The sequence below is a fragment of the Novosphingobium sp. EMRT-2 genome, assembly GCF_005145025.1.
Classification (GTDB): Bacteria; Pseudomonadota; Alphaproteobacteria; order Sphingomonadales; family Sphingomonadaceae; genus Novosphingobium.
This window is the reverse complement of sequence record NZ_CP039695.1, coordinates 21,654-37,781: the sequence shown is the minus strand read 5'-3', so window position 1 is coordinate 37,781 and position 16,128 is coordinate 21,654. Positions and strand designations below refer to the sequence as shown.

At 64.8% G+C, this 16,128-nt stretch carries 18 protein-coding genes and 1 tRNA gene; 1 reads left to right on the top strand and 18 read right to left on the bottom strand.

What is annotated here, in order from left to right; translation table 11 throughout:
* Position 1: 1 nt before the first annotated feature.
* From FA702_RS00225 to rpsB, 13 genes are all read right to left on the bottom strand, one after another.
* A complete protein-coding gene (locus FA702_RS00225) occupies positions 2-442 on the bottom strand; it encodes a MarR family winged helix-turn-helix transcriptional regulator (RefSeq protein ID WP_136954523.1) in 441 nt (146 codons plus the stop codon).
* Between the two features lie 139 nt (positions 443-581).
* Complete coding sequence (gene rpmE, locus FA702_RS00220; protein WP_124810317.1) at positions 582-806, bottom strand: 50S ribosomal protein L31; 225 nt, start codon at positions 804-806, stop codon at positions 582-584.
* Positions 807-934: 128 nt separating this feature from the next.
* Positions 935-1,411 carry a 3-hydroxyacyl-ACP dehydratase FabZ gene (gene fabZ / locus FA702_RS00215; protein ID WP_136954522.1) on the bottom strand — a complete coding sequence of 159 codons (477 nt, stop codon included), beginning with the start codon at positions 1,409-1,411 and terminating at the stop codon, positions 935-937.
* A gap of 36 nt (positions 1,412-1,447) precedes the next feature.
* On the bottom strand, positions 1,448-2,146 hold the full coding sequence (locus FA702_RS00210) for an OmpH family outer membrane protein (RefSeq protein ID WP_136954521.1): 699 nt from the start codon (positions 2,144-2,146) through the stop codon (positions 1,448-1,450).
* On the bottom strand, positions 2,146-4,854 hold the full coding sequence (bamA, locus tag FA702_RS00205; RefSeq protein WP_370385520.1) for an outer membrane protein assembly factor BamA: 2,709 nt from the start codon (positions 4,852-4,854) through the stop codon (positions 2,146-2,148). Before bamA ends, FA702_RS00210 begins: the two co-directional genes overlap by 1 nt.
* Positions 4,855-5,029: 175 nt before the next feature.
* Positions 5,030-6,157 carry an RIP metalloprotease RseP gene (gene rseP / locus FA702_RS00200; protein ID WP_136954520.1) on the bottom strand — a complete coding sequence of 376 codons (1,128 nt, stop codon included), beginning with the start codon at positions 6,155-6,157 and terminating at the stop codon, positions 5,030-5,032.
* Positions 6,157-7,323 carry a 1-deoxy-D-xylulose-5-phosphate reductoisomerase gene (locus tag FA702_RS00195; RefSeq protein WP_136954519.1) on the bottom strand — a complete coding sequence of 389 codons (1,167 nt, stop codon included), beginning with the start codon at positions 7,321-7,323 and terminating at the stop codon, positions 6,157-6,159. The genes rseP and FA702_RS00195 overlap by 1 nt, the downstream gene beginning before the upstream one ends.
* 1 nt (position 7,324) lies before the next feature.
* Complete coding sequence (locus FA702_RS00190) at positions 7,325-8,074, bottom strand: phosphatidate cytidylyltransferase (protein WP_255504647.1); 750 nt, start codon at positions 8,072-8,074, stop codon at positions 7,325-7,327.
* Positions 8,061-8,705: a polyprenyl diphosphate synthase gene (gene uppS, locus FA702_RS00185; protein ID WP_136957171.1), complete on the bottom strand. Its 645-nt coding sequence runs from the start codon at positions 8,703-8,705 to the stop codon at positions 8,061-8,063. The genes FA702_RS00190 and uppS overlap by 14 nt, the downstream gene beginning before the upstream one ends.
* Before the next feature lie 68 nt (positions 8,706-8,773).
* Positions 8,774-9,331 carry a ribosome recycling factor gene (gene frr / locus FA702_RS00180; RefSeq protein ID WP_136954518.1) on the bottom strand — a complete coding sequence of 186 codons (558 nt, stop codon included), beginning with the start codon at positions 9,329-9,331 and terminating at the stop codon, positions 8,774-8,776.
* Between the two features lie 2 nt (positions 9,332-9,333).
* Complete coding sequence (gene pyrH, locus FA702_RS00175) at positions 9,334-10,056, bottom strand: UMP kinase (protein WP_136954517.1); 723 nt, start codon at positions 10,054-10,056, stop codon at positions 9,334-9,336.
* A 187-nt stretch (positions 10,057-10,243) separates the two neighbouring features.
* Complete coding sequence (tsf, locus tag FA702_RS00170) at positions 10,244-11,170, bottom strand: translation elongation factor Ts (RefSeq protein ID WP_125955971.1); 927 nt, start codon at positions 11,168-11,170, stop codon at positions 10,244-10,246.
* Between the two features lie 130 nt (positions 11,171-11,300).
* Positions 11,301-12,056, bottom strand: a complete 756-nt coding sequence (gene rpsB / locus FA702_RS00165; RefSeq protein ID WP_136954516.1) for a 30S ribosomal protein S2 — start codon at positions 12,054-12,056, stop codon at positions 11,301-11,303.
* A gap of 430 nt (positions 12,057-12,486) precedes the next feature.
* Between rpsB and FA702_RS00160 the strand changes: the two genes are divergently transcribed.
* Positions 12,487-12,762: a hypothetical protein gene (locus tag FA702_RS00160; RefSeq protein ID WP_136954515.1), complete on the top strand. Its 276-nt coding sequence runs from the start codon at positions 12,487-12,489 to the stop codon at positions 12,760-12,762.
* Here FA702_RS00160 and FA702_RS00155 read toward each other — a convergent pair.
* The 5 genes from FA702_RS00155 to FA702_RS00140 all read right to left on the bottom strand — a co-directional run bounded on the left by FA702_RS00155 (position 12,710) and on the right by FA702_RS00140 (position 16,041).
* Positions 12,710-13,525, bottom strand: coding sequence for a phosphatidylcholine/phosphatidylserine synthase (locus tag FA702_RS00155; protein ID WP_168195959.1), 816 nt, complete (start codon positions 13,523-13,525; stop codon positions 12,710-12,712). The two genes, FA702_RS00160 and FA702_RS00155, sit on opposite strands and share 53 nt — an antisense overlap.
* A gap of 44 nt (positions 13,526-13,569) precedes the next feature.
* Positions 13,570-14,319: a phosphatidylserine decarboxylase gene (locus tag FA702_RS00150; protein ID WP_136954513.1), complete on the bottom strand. Its 750-nt coding sequence runs from the start codon at positions 14,317-14,319 to the stop codon at positions 13,570-13,572.
* Between the two features lie 169 nt (positions 14,320-14,488).
* A tRNA-Tyr gene (locus FA702_RS22640) sits at positions 14,489-14,581 on the bottom strand.
* 218 nt (positions 14,582-14,799) lie between these two features.
* Positions 14,800-15,279 carry a hypothetical protein gene (locus FA702_RS00145; protein ID WP_136954512.1) on the bottom strand — a complete coding sequence of 160 codons (480 nt, stop codon included), beginning with the start codon at positions 15,277-15,279 and terminating at the stop codon, positions 14,800-14,802.
* 3 nt (positions 15,280-15,282) lie between these two features.
* Positions 15,283-16,041 (bottom strand): hypothetical protein, encoded by a 759-nt coding sequence (locus FA702_RS00140; protein ID WP_136954511.1) that lies wholly within the window; start codon positions 16,039-16,041, stop codon positions 15,283-15,285.
* Positions 16,042-16,128: the final 87 nt, after the last annotated feature.

Sequence of the window (16,128 nt, the reverse complement as noted above, 5' to 3'; positions counted from 1 at the left end):
TTCAGCCCTCGGGTTCGGCGCCAATACCGCGGATCGTCGGCAGGCACCGCAGCAGCGTTTCCACCTCGCCCGTGGCAAGCTGAGTAACGAAGCGGGCTTCATGCGCCGCGATGCGGTGGTTGGCTTCGTCCGCCATCTTGCGGCCCTGATCGGTCAGAGTCAGCGCATGGGAACGGCCGTCCGCCCGCGTGCGCGCAACGAAGCCCCGGTCCATCAGGCGCGCGATGATCGGCACCATGTTGGCGCGCTTGATCGCCAGCGCCTGCCCCACCTCGGTCTGCGAGCAATCGGGATTTTCGCCGATCACCAGCAGCGTGGTCACTTCCGCCGGGCGCAGGTCAAGGTCCGCCAACTCGCGCGCGAGGTCGGCCATCATCACCGCGGAAGCGCGGCGCAGCTGATAACCGAGGCGGCTTTCCAGCGCGTTGGTCAGGGTGGTCATGGCGATACTCTAGAACGGCTATCGCAGATAGCAATGCCACGCACCGATACGGACGGATCGCTGCGAAACGCTTTAACGAAAGGGCGAAAACGAAAAGGGCGGCCGAAGCCGCCCTGCCCGTCTGGCTTTTCGCGCGCGATCAGCGCTTGAGCGAAAGACCGCCGAACCGCTTGTTGAACTGCGCAACGCGGCCGCCCTGATCCATCTGACGCGTGCCGCCGGTCCAGGCCGGGTGCGAAGTGGGATCGATGTCGAGCGCCAGCGTGTCGCCTTCCTTGCCCCAGGTGGAGCGGGTTTCGAACACGGTGCCGTCGGTCATCTGCACCTTGATCATGTGGTAGTCGGGGTGGATATTGGCCTTCATCGGTCTTGCTCCGCTTGGCGACCGGTTCCGACCGGTCTTCGGGAAACTGGAAAGCGGCGCCCCTAATGGATGCCGCGCGATTTGTCGAGTCCCTGCTCGGATGCGCCCGGCATCCGCCGGAAACGGGATCAGCTGTCCGCGATCATCGCGGTGAAGCTGACCTCGCAGGTCACCTTGCCATCGACCATGGCCTTGCCCGCGAACTTGCAGACGCGCGCGCGCTTCTGGGTGAATTCGACGTGCAGGTGCAGCAGGCAGCCAGGCTCCACCGGATTGCGGAACTTGGCGCCCTCGATCGCCATGAAATAGACAAGCTTGCCGGTGCTCGCGAGCCCGAGCGTTTCCACCGCGAGCACGCCGGCGGCCTGCGCCAGCGCCTCGATCTGGAGAACGCCGGGCATGATCGGCCGGCCGGGGAAGTGCCCCTGGAAGAACTGCTCGTTCATCGAGACAGCCTTGACCGCGTGGATCGATACATCGGGCACAAGGCCCAGAACGCGATCGACCAGCAACAGGGGATAGCGGTGCGGAAGCGCCGCCATCACCTTGGTCACGTCATAGTCGAACGGTGCGGCACCCGCGCCGTCCGTCTGATCTTCCGCCATGGTGCCCCCGTTTGACGCTGTTCGACGCGGATGGCCTCAGCGGCCGACCGGCGCCTTCTTGTTGTCCGGCTGCGCGGCAGCGGCCTGCGCCGCCTGCTGCTGGGCCTGCTGTTCACGCTGCGCGCGCGGCAGCCAGCCGGCCGGCGGCACGAGCTGCGCCGAGGGGATCAGCGCGTTGAGTTCGGTCAGGATGTCCTGATTCAGGTTGTACGCCTGATCGGCCTTGATCACCGACTGCGAATCGAGAACCAGCGAGATCTTGCGCTTGGTCATCGCGCTCTGCGTGGCGTCGTCCAGCTTGTCGCCGATCTGTTCGAGAACGTACTGTTCCGAAAGCTGCAGCGGCTCCAGGATCTGCTGGATTTCACGCTGGCCGGCCTGTTCGATCTGCTGGATCTGCGCATACTGCTGGCGCAGCGCGGCCTGATCGGGCTTGGGCGCCTTCGAATCCGCTTCCAGCTTGGCGTAGAGCGGCTGAAGCTGCGCGGTGATCTGGTTCTTGCGGGTGTTGGCCTGGTCGATCTGCGCCTTGTAGGTCACCGGACGCTGCTGCTGCGCGGTCTGGTAGGCCGAGGACGAGGCGACGATCGCCGGCGGGTTGGCCACGGCGATACCGGCGGCGACAATACCACCGGTGGCGACCGGGGCGGCCGGCGCCGGAGCGGCGGCCATGGCCTGCGGAGCAACCGAAACGAGAAGGCCCGCGACAAGGGCCGATGCAATGCGCATGATCATCAGAACTGGGTTCCTACGTTGAAAGTGAATGCCTTGGGGTCGTCGCCTTGGACCTTGCTGAGGACCTTGGCGAAATCGATGCGGAAAGGACCGAACGGCGAGTTCCAGTTGACGCCGATACCCACCGAGATGCGCGGCTTGGGGCTGTCGCCGACGAAAACCTCATCGTACTTCTGGTAAACGTCGTTCTTGGCCCCACTGGAATCCTGGGAAGACGTCGTCACCTTCCCCGTCAAGTTATCCAGGTACAACAACGTGCCAGCACCCGTTGTCTGCGGGTGCGCCACACCAAACACAGCTCCCGCGTCCACGAAGATCGAAGGCCGCAAGCCCATTTCGCGCGCGCCGGACCCCAGCGGAATCTCGACCTCGGCATGAGCAAGGTAATAATACCTGCCGCCGAGCGCGTCATCGACCCACTGGTTGCGATCCGTAGAAACGGTGCCGCCCGTACCGGTCTTTGGATCATATCCAGAATACTGCTTGCGCAGCACGCGCGGGCCGACGCCGCGAATGTCGAAGCCGCGGATCTGCGGTTCGCCCAGGAAGAAGCGGTCCGTCAGGCGCACGTCGTCGATCGACGGATCGTTGGAGCGGCTGCCCAACGCCTTGATCGCGCCGCCTTCCCCGCGCAGCGAGAAGATGAAGCCATGGCCCAGCGGGAAATACTTCGAGGCGTTGGCGGTGAGTCGGGCATACTTCACCGAACCACCAAGCCCGGCGATGTCGCCACCCAGCACCAGCGAGGTGCCGCGCGTCGGCCGCAGGCGGTTGTCGCGCGTGTCATAGACCAGCGAGAGACCCAGAATCGAACTGGTACGCTTTCCGATGGCGTCGCACAGATACCGACCGGCCAGCAGAGGGCTGCACTGGCCGTTGAGATAGTAGGTATCCTTGTCGAGCGTGACGTTGTCGAAGTTGAGCGTGTAGCGCCCGATCAGCGAGGTATATTCGGTCAGCGCCACACCGATGCGCGCCTGGAAGCCGGTGGTGGCCTGCCGGTAGGTCGTGTTGCGGTTGGCGTTGAAGTAGTTGAAGCTGTTGTAGTCGCGCCGATAGACGTCCATGCCGAACGAGACGTTCCGGTCGAACAGGTAAGGCTCGGTAAAGCTCACCTGCACCGCGCGCGAATAGCGCGAATAATCGACGCTGAGGCCCACAGTCTGGCCACGGCCGCGGAAGTTGTTCTGCTGGATCGAGGCCTGGAAGATGAAGCTTTCAAGGCTGGAGAAGCCGGCGGAAAGCTGGAGCTGGCCGGTCGGCTTTTCCTCGACGTTGGCTTCCAGCACGATGCGGTCGGCCGCGCTTCCAGGCTTCTGCTCGACCTCGAACTTTTCCTGGAAATAGCCCAGCGACTTGATGCGGTTGGTGGAGCGCTTGATCTGCAGGCTGTTGAAGGCGTCGCCCTCACCTAGCCGGAACTCGCGGCGGACCACCTTGTCCTGCGTCAGCGTGTTGCCGTTGACGTCCACGCGCTCGACATAGACGCGCGGTGCTTCCGCCATGCGGAAGGTCACGCTCATCGTCAGGTCGTCCTTGTCGCGCTGGAAGTCGGGACGGACGTCGGCGAAGGCATAACCGAAGCTGCCGGCGGTTTCGGTGAGGCTGTCGACCGTGTCTTCAACCGCCTTGGCGTTGTACCACTGGCCCTTCTTGATGCTCAGCCGCTCGGCCAGCTTGTCGCCATCGAAGTCGCGCAGCTGGCTGTCCACCTTGACGTCGCCGAACTTGTAGCGCTTCCCCTCTTCCACCACGTAGGTGATGATGAAATCGCGCTTGTCGGGCGTCAGTTCGGCCACGGCCGAAACCACGCGGAAATCGGCGTAACCGTTGGTCAGGTAGAACTGGCGCAGCTTCTGCTGGTCGAAGGCGAGACGATCGGGATCGTAGCTGGTGCCCGAGCTGAACAGGCGGAAGAAGCGCGATTGCTTGGTCACCATCTGGCCGCGCAGTTCCCCGTCGGAGAACTTCTCGTTGCCGATGATGTTGATCTGGCGGACCTTGGACTTCGGCCCCTCGCTGATCTCGAACACGATATCGACGCGGTTCTGTTCAAGCATGACCATCTTCGGTTCGACCGAAGCGGCGAAGCGGCCCTGCCGCTTGTACAGCTCGATGATGCGGGCGACGTCCGCGCGCACCTTGGAACGGGTGAAAATCTGGCGCGCCGAAAGCTTGATTTCGGGCAGGATCTTGTCTTCCTTGAGGCGCTTGTTGCCCTCCAGGATGATACGGTTGACGACCGGGTTCTCCTTGACCTGGATCACCACGTCGCCGTTGTTGTTGCGCAGCTGCACGTCCGAGAACAGCTCGGTCGCGAACAGGTCCTTCAGCACCTGGTCGGCGGCGGCCTGGGTATAGCGATCTCCTTCGCGCAGGCGGATGTAAGAGCGGATGGTATCCGGCTCCAGCCGCTGCGCGCCATCGATCGTGATCGACTTGACCGTGACTTCCGCGACCACCGGCGGCGCGGCGGGCGCCGGCGCGGGGGTGGCGGGAACCGGAACCGCGCTGGCCGGCGCGGCTTGCCGGGCATGTTTGCCGAACAGGGCCGAAGGCTTGCGCGCGGGCTTCTGATCCGCCTGGCTCTGCTGCGCCGCCGCCATTTCCGGCACGCCGGTCATGCAGGTGGTGACCATCAGGGCAAGAGCCACCGACGACGCCCGTGGCGAGGCAGGAACGGTCCGGCCCGAGTTACGTCCAATCATCACCAAGCGCCATCCCGTGTGTTCTTGCGGCAAGCCCTTTCGCAAGGACCGGCCGCACCAGCAATCGCCGCCATCTGCCCGAAGCAGCCCCGCCAATCAAGCAAGCAGGCTGTCCAAGCGTTCGATCGCCCCGCAAATTGTGGAAAATCCGGCCCCCGCGACCGGATTGTCTCCCCTACCCTCCGAACACTTTCAGCGACGCAACGTCATTGATCGTAACAAAGAGCATCAAACCGACAACAAAGGCCAACCCGGTGCGGAACGCCCATTCCTGGCCGCGCCGGCTGACCGGCTTCCTGCGCACCGCCTCGGCGGCGTAGAAAGCGAGATGACCTCCGTCCAGCACCGGAATTGGCAGCAGATTAATGAACCCCAAGTTAATCGAAATCAGCGCGACAAACCATGCGTAGTTGCGCCAGCCCGATACCAGTTGCTCGCCGGAATACTTGGCGATCTTGATTGGCCCGCCCAGCTCTTTCACCTCGCGCCGGCCGGTCACGATCTGGCCGATGCCGGTCACCATCATGCCGATGATGTCGCGCGTCTGCCCCACCGCGTCGGCCACGGCATCCACCGGACCGGCGCGCACCACGTCGAAACGGGCCGGGCCGATGCCCAGATAACCGATGCGCTGTTCGTTTCCGAAGGCATCGGACAGCACTTTGGCTTCGGGCGTGACCTGCATCGGCAATTGCTTGCCGTCGCGCTCGATTACCAGATCCAGCGGTTCGGCGGGGTGCTGCGACACTTCCATGCGGATTTGCAGGAAATCGTCGATGCGCGCACCTTGCAGCGACACCACGCGGTCGCCCGCGCGCAGGCCGGCCTTGTCGGCCACCGAGGTCGGCTGGACCACGCCCACCACCGGCGAGGCAACAACACGCCCATCGATCATGTTGAACGCCGCCAGGATCAGCACCGCGAAAACCAGATTGGTCACCGGCCCGGCCAGCACGATCAGCGCGCGTTGCAACAGCGGCTTGGCCTGGAACGTCCGCTCGCGCTCAGCGGCGGGCAGCGATAGCCAGGCGGGATCGGGCTGGCTTGCGGGATTCATGTCGCCCGCGAACTGGACGTAGCCGCCCAGCGGCAGGACGGACAGCTTCCAGCGCGTGCCACGCTTGTCGGTCCACCCCGCCAGTTCCTTGCCGAACCCGATCGAAAAGCTTTCCGCCTTCACGCCGAACAGCCGGCCGACAAGGTAATGCCCCAGTTCGTGGATGAACACGAGCGGCCCGAGCACGAGAACGAAGGCGAGCAGGGTCACGAGGATCCCCGGATCGTGCAGCGGTGGTGTGGGCATCAGTGCGCAAGCTCCATCGTTTCACGCGTTCTGGCCCGTGCGGCGCGGTCCACCAGAATAACATCGTCCAGCGAGCCCGGAGCGGAAAAATCGTTCATCGAATCGAGCACGCGCGCCGCATTCTCCGCAATATCGGTGAACGCGATCTGACCGGCCAGGAACGCGGCGACGGCGATCTCGTTGGCGGCGTTGAGCACGGCCGGCGCGGAACCGCCCGCCGTCACCGCCTCGCGCGCAAGGCGGGTGGCGGGAAAGCGGGTTTCGTCGGGCGCGCGGAAGGTAAGTTCACCGATCGCGGCAAGATCGAGCGGCGCGCAGGGCGTGTCCATCCGCGCGGGCCAGGCGAGCGCGGACGCGATCGGCACGCGCATGTCCGAAGGGCCGAGCTGCGCCAGCGTGGACCCATCCCGGTATTCGACCATCGAATGCACGATCGATTGCGGGTGAACGATGATGCGCAGCCGCTCCACGCCCACGGGGAACAGGTGGAACGCCTCGATGAACTCCAGCCCCTTGTTCATCATCGTGGCCGAATCGACGCTGATCTTGGCGCCCATCGACCAGTTGGGGTGTTTCACCGCTTCGGCCGGGGTGGCCCGTGCCAGGCGTTCGGCGGGCCAATCGCGGAACGGGCCGCCGCTGGCCGTCAGCGTGATCCAGCGGACGTTGGCGGGATCGTTGCCCTGCAGGCACTGGAAGATCGCGTTGTGTTCGGAATCGACCGGCAGCAGCGTAGCCCCGGTCCGGGCAACCGCCGCGGTCATCACCTCGCCGGCGGAAACCAGCGCTTCCTTGTTGGCCAGCGCGATCACCTTGCCCTGTTCGATTGCCGCCATGGTGGGCGCAAGGCCCGCGCATCCGACGATCGCCGCCACGGTGATATCCGCGCCGCGCGCGGCCGCCTCCACCAGCGCTGCCGGCCCGCCCGCGGCTTCCACGCCCGATCCGGCGAGATGTTCGCGCAGTTCGGGAAGCCGCGCCTCGTCGGCCACGACCGCCACGTCCGCGCGGAATTCGCGCGCCAGCGCCGCCAGTTCCGCCGCCTGCGCGTTCGCGGTCAGCGCCACCACCCGGAAGGCATCGGGATTGCGGCGGACAAGATCGAGCGTGGAAGCGCCGATCGAACCCGTCGCGCCCAGAACCGAAATCGTGCGTTGTCCGGTCATCTCAGGCTCCTCCGCCAAGTCCCATCGCCCAGGCCGTTCCCGCGACGATCGCCACCGGCAACAAGCCATCGACGCGGTCGAACACGCCGCCGTGGCCGGGGATCAGGCGCGAACTGTCTTTCACGCCGGCCCGGCGCTTGAGCCAGCTTTCATAGAAATCGCCGGCCTGCGCCACCACCGCCAGCCCGGCGCCGGCCAGCGCCGCCATGCCGAAATTGGTAATCGCCAGCGCCTGCTTCAGGCTCGGCCCGGTCGGCCCCAGCGCCGAGAGCATGTATCCGCCCGAAAGCGTGACCAGCGCCAACCAGATGCCCGCCGCCGCCATGCCGCCAGCAAGACCCGCCCAGGTCTTGGAAGGGCTGATCTTCGGCGCGATCTTCGGCCCGCCCAGCGCGCGCCCGGAGAAGTAGGCGCCGGTATCGGTGCAGATCACCAGCCCGATCACCGCGATCAACAGCGGCGTGGGCATGACGATCAGCGCGAGCGCTGCCCAGCCGATGTAGAACGCGCCGGTGATCGCCGCCGCGCCCAGCCGCGCCGGGTCGGTCGCGATCCGGCTCGCCAGCATGACGTATTCGCCATAGGCGGCGAAAGCGACCAGCGCGATGAAGCAATCGAGCACCACTCCATCGCGCCAGATGGCCAGGCCCGCGATGGCGAGCATGACCACGGCCGAGGCGATGCGCAATGGCAGGTCGCTCCGCCGGGGCGGCGTGGCAGCGCCTTCGGCGGAAGGATCAGCGGCCGCCAAAGCGCCGCTCGCGGGTCGAGAACTGCTCCAGCGCCTGCCGCAGGTGCTCGGGCGTGAAATCGGGCCACAGCACGTCGGTGAACCACATTTCGGCGTAGGCAGCCTGCCACAGGAGGAAATTGGACAGCCGCACCTCGCCCGAGGTGCGGATCAGCAGATCGAGCGGGGGCAGATCGGCGGTATAGAGTTCGGCCTCGATCGCTTCGGGCGTGATCGCACCCTTGGCGGCGGCCCGCGCCGCCGCGCGTGCGATCTCCTGCTGCGATCCGTAGTTCAGCGCGATCGCCAGCGTGGTGCCGGTGTTCGCCGCCGTGCGCGCCATGGCATCTTCGACCAGCTCTACGATATCGGGCGCAAGCCCATGATAATCGCCGATGATCCTGAGCCGCGCGTTGTTGTCGATCAGTTCCTGCAGATCGCTGCGGATGAAGGCCTTGAGCAGCCCCATGAGGTCGGCGATCTCGTCCGCCGGGCGCTTCCAGTTCTCGGACGAGAAGGCGTAGAGCGTCAGCGCTTCAAGCCCCATGTCGCGCGCGGCGCGCGCGACTTCGCGCACCGCGTCCACTCCGCGCTTGTGCCCGATCACGCGCGGCAACAGGCGCTTCTTCGCCCAGCGTCCGTTGCCATCCATGATGATGGCGACGTGCCGCGCGGCGCAACCGGTATCTCCCGACCCGTTTTTCGGGGCGACCGCCGCGCTCACTTGCCCAGGATTTCCTTTTCCTTCTGGGCGGCGGCTTCATCGGCCGCCTTGATGTATTCGTCGGTCAGCTTCTGCACGTCGGCTTCGGCGCGCTTGCGCTCGTCTTCCGAGATTTCCTTCTTGTTCTCGTCGGCCTTGAGCGCTTCCATACCGTCACGACGGACGTTGCGGATCGCGATGCGCGCCTTTTCAGCGTACTGGCTGGCCAGCTTGGCCAGTTCCTTGCGGCGCTCCTCGGTCAGGTCGGGGATCGGCAGGCGCAGGTTGTTGCCGTCGTTGATCGGGTTGAGGCCGAGACCCGCCGAACGGATCGCCTTTTCCACCGGGCCAATGTTCGACTTGTCCCAGACCTGTACCGAGAGCAGGCGCGGTTCGGGCGCGGAAACGGTGGCGATCTGGTTGAGCGGCGTATGCGCGCCATAGACTTCGACCGTGATCGGATCGAGCAGCGCCGTGTTGGCGCGGCCCGTGCGCAGGCCCGAAAGATCGCTCTTGAACGATTCAACCGCGCCCTTCATCCGGCGTTCGAGATCGGCCTTGTCATACTTGGCCATGGTCAGGCTTCCTTCTGCACGATGGTCTGCGTCCCCTCACCGGCCAGCACACGGGCAAGATTGCCCTGCTCGCGGATCGAGAAAACGACGATGGGAATCTGGTTATCGCGGCAAAGCGCCACGGCGCTGGCGTCCATCACCTGCAGGTTGTTTGCCAGCACGGTGGCATAATCCACGGTTTCATAACGCTTTGCCGCGGGGTTCTTCTTCGGATCGGCATCGTAAACGCCGTCCACGCTGGTGCCCTTGAGCAGCGCGTCGCACTGCATTTCGGCCGCCCGCAGCGCCGCGCCGCTATCCGTGGTGAAATAGGGCGCGCCCACGCCGGCGGCGAAGATCACCACACGGCCCTTTTCCAGATGGCGTTCGGCACGGCGGCGAATGACAGGCTCGCACACCGCGTCCATCTGCACGGCCGACTGCACGCGCGTGTGGACGCCCAGCTTTTCGAGCGAGGACTGCATCGCCAGCGCGTTCATCACCGTGGCCAGCATGCCCATGTAATCGGCCTGCGCCCGGTCCATGCCCTTGGCCGCGCCGGCCATGCCGCGAAAGATGTTGCCTCCGCCGATCACGAGGCACAGTTCGACCCCGGTATCCTTCACCGCCTTTACCTCGGCGGCCAGGCGATCGACGAAATCGGTATCGATGCCGAACTGCTGGTTCCCCATCAGCACCTCGCCCGAAAGCTTGAGCAGGATGCGCTTGAACTTGGGGAGGCTCATGGGAACGGGGTACTCGCAAACGGGGGTAAACGCGGCCCTTATACGCGGATGGACCGCGCTGCCAAGGGTGGCGTGGCCGGCCATGGTGGCGGCCGCATACAGCGATCCCCGCGCCGGCGGGGAGGACGGGCCGGAGCGATACCGGCGACGCCTTCCCCCGCCCGCGCGGGGACGTGCTGTTCAGACCTTACTTGATGCCGGCAGCGGCGGCGACTTCGGCGGCGAAATCGCTTTCTTCCTTCTCGATGCCTTCGCCAAGCTGGAAGCGGACATAGTCCACCAGCGCGATCTTGGTGCCGGCGGCCTTGCCCGCCTGCTCCACGACCTGTGCGATCGGGGTCTTGTTGTCCATCACGAACAGCTGCGAAAGCAGCGCGTTTTCCTTGGCGTACTTCGAGACCGCGCCGTCGACCATCTTCGCCTGCACTTCCGCCGGCTTGCCGCTTTCCGCCGCCTTTTCGGCCGCAATCTTGCGTTCGCGGGCGATCAGTTCGGCGTCAAGATCATCGGCGGTCAGCGCCAGCGGGAACGCGGCGGCGATGTGCATCGCGATCTGCTTGCCCAGCGGCTCCAGCACATCGGCGCCGGCTTCGGATTCGAGCGCGACGAGCACGCCGATCTTGCCAAGGTTCGGCGCGGCGGCGTTGTGCATGTAGGGCACGACCACGCCGTTCGTCACGGCAACGTGCTTGATGCGGCGCAGCTGCTGGTTCTCACCGATGGTGGCGACGTTGTTGGTCAGCTTGTCGGCAACCGTGCCGCCATCGGGATAGGCGGCAGCCTTGAGCGCCTCGACATCGGCCGCGGCAGTGTTCAGCGCCACTTCGGTGGCCTTGCGCACGAAGTCCTGGAACTGGTCGTTCTTGGCGACGAAATCGGTTTCCGAGTTGACTTCGACGGCCACGCCCTTGGTGCCGGCAACGGCCACGCCGACGAGACCTTCGGCCGCGGTGCGGCTGGACTTCTTGGCGGCGGCAGCCAGACCCTTGGCGCGCAGCGCGTCGACCGCGGCTTCGAAATCGCCGCCGGATTCGTCCAGCGCCTTCTTGCAGTCCATCATGCCGGCGCCAGTGCGCTCGCGCAGGTTCTTCACGTCAGCGGCGGTATAAGCCATCGCGTTGATCCTTCTGTTCTTGAAACGGGTGAGGCCGCAGCAATCCGCTGCGGCCCGTAAGTCTTGTCCGGGTCAATTCGGTGACGGCCCATGCGGGCCGCCCCGATCATCGACCGCGCACCGGCGAGGCTCAGGCCTCGACGGCTTCCTCGGCCACCGGCTCGTCCAGCGCGCCGAGGTCGGCGCCCGAAGCGAGGGCGGCGTCACGGCCACCCTTGGTGGCGGCGGCGGCCACCGCTTCGCAGTAGAGGCGGATGGCGCGGCTGGCGTCGTCGTTCGCCGGGATCGGGAAGGCGATACCTTCGGGCGAAACGTTCGAATCGAGAATGGCGACGACCGGAATGCCCAGCACGTTGGCTTCCTTGATCGCCAGTTCTTCCTTGTTGGCGTCGATCACGAACATCACGTCAGGAATGCCGCCCATGTCGCGGATGCCGCCCAGCGACAGCTCGAACTTGTCGCGTTCGCGGGTCAGCTGCAGGACTTCCTTCTTGGTGAGACCGGCGGTGTCACCCGCAAGCTGTTCCTCCAGCGCCTTGAAACGCTTGATCGACTGGCTGATCGTCTTCCAGTTGGTGAGCATGCCACCCAGCCAGCGGTGGTTGACGAAGTGCTGGCCCGAAGCGCGCGCGGCCTGCGCGATCTGCTCCTGCGCCTGGCGCTTGGTGCCGACGAACAGCACCTTGCCGCCGGCCTGCACGGTGGCCGAGATGAAATCGAGAGCGCGCGCGAACAGGGGCACGGTCTGCGACAGGTCGAGGATGTGGATGCCGTTGCGGGCGCCGAAGATGTACGGCTTCATCCGCGGGTTCCAGCGATGGGTCTGGTGGCCGAAGTGCGCGCCGGCCTCGATAAGCTGCTGCATCGTGACGACAGGAGCCGCCATAGGTATTTCCTTTCCGGTTCTAGCCTCCGGGAAACTGGAACCTGGCGGAGATCCCGCCGTGGCACCGGTATGTGCGTTTCCCGTGTGGATTACCGTCTCTCATGCAAAGGGCACCTGCCCCCGCACCGTCCGGCGCTGGCGCCCTTAGAGCAAGTTCGCAGAGAAATCCACCGGGAATTTGCGGCACTCGACCGGCCGGATCTCACGCGAAGGACAGTGCTTCACCGCGTGTTCCTTGCCTCCGCCCATCGCACGCGAAAAACGCCGCACGGCATTTTCCGCTTGACGAATCAGAACAAAAAGAGAACATAAGGGCTATTACGGCATCCGGTAAGGAACCGTTAACCACATTCCGAGTTATCCACATGATGTCCACAGGCTGTCAAGGCGAACCTTGGCCGGGGACACAAGGGTCGAAAGGCTGGTTGTCATGCTTGGTGTTCTTGTCTCGCTGCTGTTTGCCGGCGCCGGCCTTCTGGCCATCGGTGCGATCGGGGCTACCGTAACCGCGCAGGCCGGTGCGGTCCGTGGCCTGTTGCGCCAGGCGCGCGCGGATGTGGCACAGCGGGAATACCGCGTGAGCATCGTGTCCGACCTGCCAACGGCCGCGCCTGCGGCGGGATGCGGCCCGCGCCGCGCGCCGCTCCGTGCGATCAGGCGGACGGCGGAACGGCGGATCGTCCCTGCCCGCCGCGCAGCCGCCTGACGCGCGCATAGCGGACCACGCCAACCGGCACGAGCGCGAGATAGACTCCGCAAATACCCACCAGCGTCAACCACGGTTCGGTCAGCAGCGCGGCGATCACCAGCCCGAACAGCGCGATCACTTCCAGGCGGATGGCGCGACGCGGACGCAATGCGGTCCAGCCCAGCGTGGCCATGTTGGAAATCATCAGGAACGCAATCAGCGCCGCCCATACTCCGACGAAAACCGGGTAGCGGAACTCCTCGCGCCCGCTGGCAATCCACAGGTATAGCGGCAGCATGGCGAGCCCCGCCCCCACCGGAGCGGGAACACCAGTGAGGAACCCAGCCGATTTGTGCGGCTGGTCCGCCATGTCGATCCGGGCGTTGAAGCGGGCCAGCCGCAGCGCGCAGCACACCGCCAGCGCCAGCGCGGCAAACCAGCCGAAGCGCGGCTCGGTCTGCAGCGACCACAGGTAGAGGATCAGGGCAGGCGCGACGCCGAACGAAATCGCGTCCGAGAGGCTATCGAGTTCCGCGCCGAAGCGCGACTGCGCCTTCATCATCCGCGCGACGCGTCCATCGATGCCATCGAGAATGCCCGCGACGATCACCGCCATCACCGCGCGCTCGAAATCGCCGTTGATGGCAAAGCGGATGCCGGTCAGCCCCGAACAGAGCGCGGCAGAGGTAATCGCGTTGGGCACCAGCGCGCGCAGGGTCAATCCACGCGGCAGGCTGGTGCGGCCGAAGTCCTCACCGTCCGGCAGAGCTTCGCCGTTCACGTCAAACGTCTCTTCGGGCTCCGCAGACGGCGCAGGCCCGGAGGTCACTGGCTGACGCCCTCGATCATCGGCGCCTGTCCGATCTCGGCCAGCACGGTTTCCCCGGCGACCACCCGCTGTCCCATCAGCACCTTGGGTTCGGTGCCTTCGGGCAGATAGACATCGACGCGGCTACCGAAGCGAATCAAGCCCACGCGTTGGCCGGCGGCGACGATGTCCCCGCCCTTCACGAACGGCACGATGCGGCGCGCGATCAAGCCGGCGATCTGGGTGAAGCCGATCTGCACGCCATCGCTGCGCTCGACCAGGAAATGCTGGCGCTCGTTCTCCTCGCTGGCCTTGTCGAGATCGGCATTGAGGAACTTGCCGGGAATATAGACCACGCGGCGAATCGTGCCGCCAATCGGCGACCGGTTGATGTGAACGTCGAACACGCTCATGAAAATGGACACGCGCGTTACCGGCGTTTCCGCCATGCCATTAGCGCCGGTTCCGTCATCGGCGGTCAGTTCGCGCGGCGGCGGCACCTTCTGGATCAGCGTGATCAGGCCATCGGCGGGCGACACCACGAATCGGTCGTCGCGCGGCGTGACCCGCAAGGGATCGCGAAAGAAGGCAAGGATGCCGACGGTCAGGAACGCCAGCGGCCAGGCCAGCGTCTCCCACGCCATGACCGCGCTGCCTAGGCTGAGCGCGGCGGAAACAAGCGCGAACTTGCGTCCTTCGGGGTGAATGGCTGGCCAGCTCCAGCCGGCGCTGCCGCGACCGCGGTTGTCAAGAATATCTCCGGGCATGGGGCTCATCTACGGGTTGGCGCGCAAGGCGGCAAGGGCAGGTTCCGGGCAAGCGGTCCTGAGCGTGCCCGGTCATGTGAAAACGCCGGGATCGCGAACACGTTACGCGAACCGGGCATTAAGCCCGGCTACGGCGCTTCACGACCGGATCGACGAGAAGAAGCAGCGGTGGTGGACAGGGCTAGATTCGAACTAGCGTACGCTTGCGCGGGCAGATTTACAGTCTAACCGTGCAACGTACCGGCCAATTCCGCAGCGTTCCCGACTCGCCGCCGCTTGGCGGATTTCACGATCCGTTCCCCTCTGAGAACATTCCGTGACTCTCCGTGTAATGCCATGCTCGATTACACACGGAATGCACATGCAGAGTGGTCGGCAGCGCCGTTCCCGGGATCGACATTCGTCAGCAGTCTGGGGACTGGGACAGCCAACAAAGGGAAGGCCCGAAGGCCTCCCCATGGTGTGAAGCGTGGCCATGGCCTACGCGTCGCCGGCCAGTCGGCTGAAATCGGCTTGCAGGATGTCCATGCAGTCCGCAGAAAAGTTAGTATCGTTCCAGACCTCCTCGTATTCGATCATCAAGGCCTTGAATGTGGCGGCCGCCAGCGTCGGCGCGGGCGTTGCCGCCAACTCATTGGCAGCGCGCCAGAGCGGACGGCAGAAATCATCTGTCCATTGATCGTTGGCCGCCAAATCTTCACGGGCAATCCTAGACCGCGTGTCGGCGAGGGCGGGATTTTCGCACCAGCGCTCGCCATGCCGCTGTTTCATGCTCATCGATAGCCGTGTGGTCTCATCTATCGATTTCGCCAGCGAGCCGAACTCCGCGTCGGCGTTCTGCAACGTAAGCCTGCAAAGATAGGCTGAGACGGCGGCATCCCATATGGGACACGTGCCCAACGTGCCGAGCGCTACGGTCGCATAGGCAGCGCGAGCTGCAATATCATGGACCAGACCCATGACTCACTCCTCCCCAGCTAGGCGGGAAACATCGGCGAGGATGTCGCGCACATATTCATGTGCGATCGGCGATCCGTCATAGTCTGCTATGATGATTTCGATCTTTTCGCGAAGATCGCGGAGGTTGTTGGTGCGGTAGGACATCAGGGTATTGAGTGCGCCCGAATAGGCAGCATGGGTACGGTCATATTCGGCTTTCGCCGGACCAACGATTTTTGACCGAAGTTCCGCGCGCTGCTCTTTCCAGGCGGCGTAATCGCGTTCGTATTCATCCCATTTGGCCATGAATTCCGCTGCGTCATTAGCGTCCCGAATCTCGCCATTTATAGCAGAACCGGGCTTGACCGGTTGTGGCGGCAGACCGGCCGCAGCGGCATCGAAAGCACCATCGGCTTCCTGCTCCACGTCAATCGCAGCCAGCCACGCCGCAAATTTCGCGCGCAGATCGGCGGCAAGTTCGGCCCAGGCCGGATCAGACGAAAGGCTACAGGCGATGTTTGTCGGGCTTGGTGCCAGCACTCGCTGGCAGGCAGTCATCCGCAAGTACGAACTGATTGTTGCGAGATCGTTGGGCGTCAGATGGCGAATGAGTTGAAGAGCCTCGTCGCGCCCATCCTCATGACCATCAACACAAAAGACAGCGAGGCGGACCTTGCCGTCGGGGGTGAGGCAGTAGCCGCCGCCAAGGTCGACAAATTCGGCGAGGAAGATTGCGGGATTAAGGGTGTGCGCAACGGGCACATTAGTGGCGTTGATGGTCATTACAGCCCCCTCGCCCAGCGTTCCATGCACATCGAACGCGCCCGATCACACCATTCGCGATACTCCGGCGTATTGGGCTTGGGCACC

What these genes read in the sequence shown, in the direction of transcription:
- FA702_RS00225 (WP_136954523.1), bottom strand. Translation starts at nt 442, where the DNA reads ATGACCACCCTGACCAACGCGCTGGAAAGCCGCCTCGGTTATCAGCTG.
- rpmE (WP_124810317.1), bottom strand. Translation starts at nt 806, where the DNA reads ATGAAGGCCAATATCCACCCCGACTACCACATGATCAAGGTGCAGATG.
- fabZ (WP_136954522.1), bottom strand. Translation starts at nt 1,411, where the DNA reads ATGGCGGAAGATCAGACGGACGGCGCGGGTGCCGCACCGTTCGACTAT.
- FA702_RS00210 (WP_136954521.1), bottom strand. Translation starts at nt 2,146, where the DNA reads ATGATCATGCGCATTGCATCGGCCCTTGTCGCGGGCCTTCTCGTTTCG.
- bamA (WP_370385520.1), bottom strand. Translation starts at nt 4,854, where the DNA reads ATGATTGGACGTAACTCGGGCCGGACCGTTCCTGCCTCGCCACGGGCG.
- rseP (WP_136954520.1), bottom strand. Translation starts at nt 6,157, where the DNA reads ATGCCCACACCACCGCTGCACGATCCGGGGATCCTCGTGACCCTGCTC.
- FA702_RS00195 (WP_136954519.1), bottom strand. Translation starts at nt 7,323, where the DNA reads ATGACCGGACAACGCACGATTTCGGTTCTGGGCGCGACGGGTTCGATC.
- uppS (WP_136957171.1), bottom strand. Translation starts at nt 8,705, where the DNA reads ATGGATGGCAACGGACGCTGGGCGAAGAAGCGCCTGTTGCCGCGCGTG.
- frr (WP_136954518.1), bottom strand. Translation starts at nt 9,331, where the DNA reads ATGGCCAAGTATGACAAGGCCGATCTCGAACGCCGGATGAAGGGCGCG.
- pyrH (WP_136954517.1), bottom strand. Translation starts at nt 10,056, where the DNA reads ATGAGCCTCCCCAAGTTCAAGCGCATCCTGCTCAAGCTTTCGGGCGAG.
- tsf (WP_125955971.1), bottom strand. Translation starts at nt 11,170, where the DNA reads ATGGCTTATACCGCCGCTGACGTGAAGAACCTGCGCGAGCGCACTGGC.
- rpsB (WP_136954516.1), bottom strand. Translation starts at nt 12,056, where the DNA reads ATGGCGGCTCCTGTCGTCACGATGCAGCAGCTTATCGAGGCCGGCGCG.
- FA702_RS00160 (WP_136954515.1), top strand. Translation starts at nt 12,487, where the DNA reads ATGCTTGGTGTTCTTGTCTCGCTGCTGTTTGCCGGCGCCGGCCTTCTG.
- FA702_RS00150 (WP_136954513.1), bottom strand. Translation starts at nt 14,319, where the DNA reads ATGCCCGGAGATATTCTTGACAACCGCGGTCGCGGCAGCGCCGGCTGG.
- FA702_RS00145 (WP_136954512.1), bottom strand. Translation starts at nt 15,279, where the DNA reads ATGGGTCTGGTCCATGATATTGCAGCTCGCGCTGCCTATGCGACCGTA.
- FA702_RS00140 (WP_136954511.1), bottom strand. Translation starts at nt 16,041, where the DNA reads ATGACCATCAACGCCACTAATGTGCCCGTTGCGCACACCCTTAATCCC.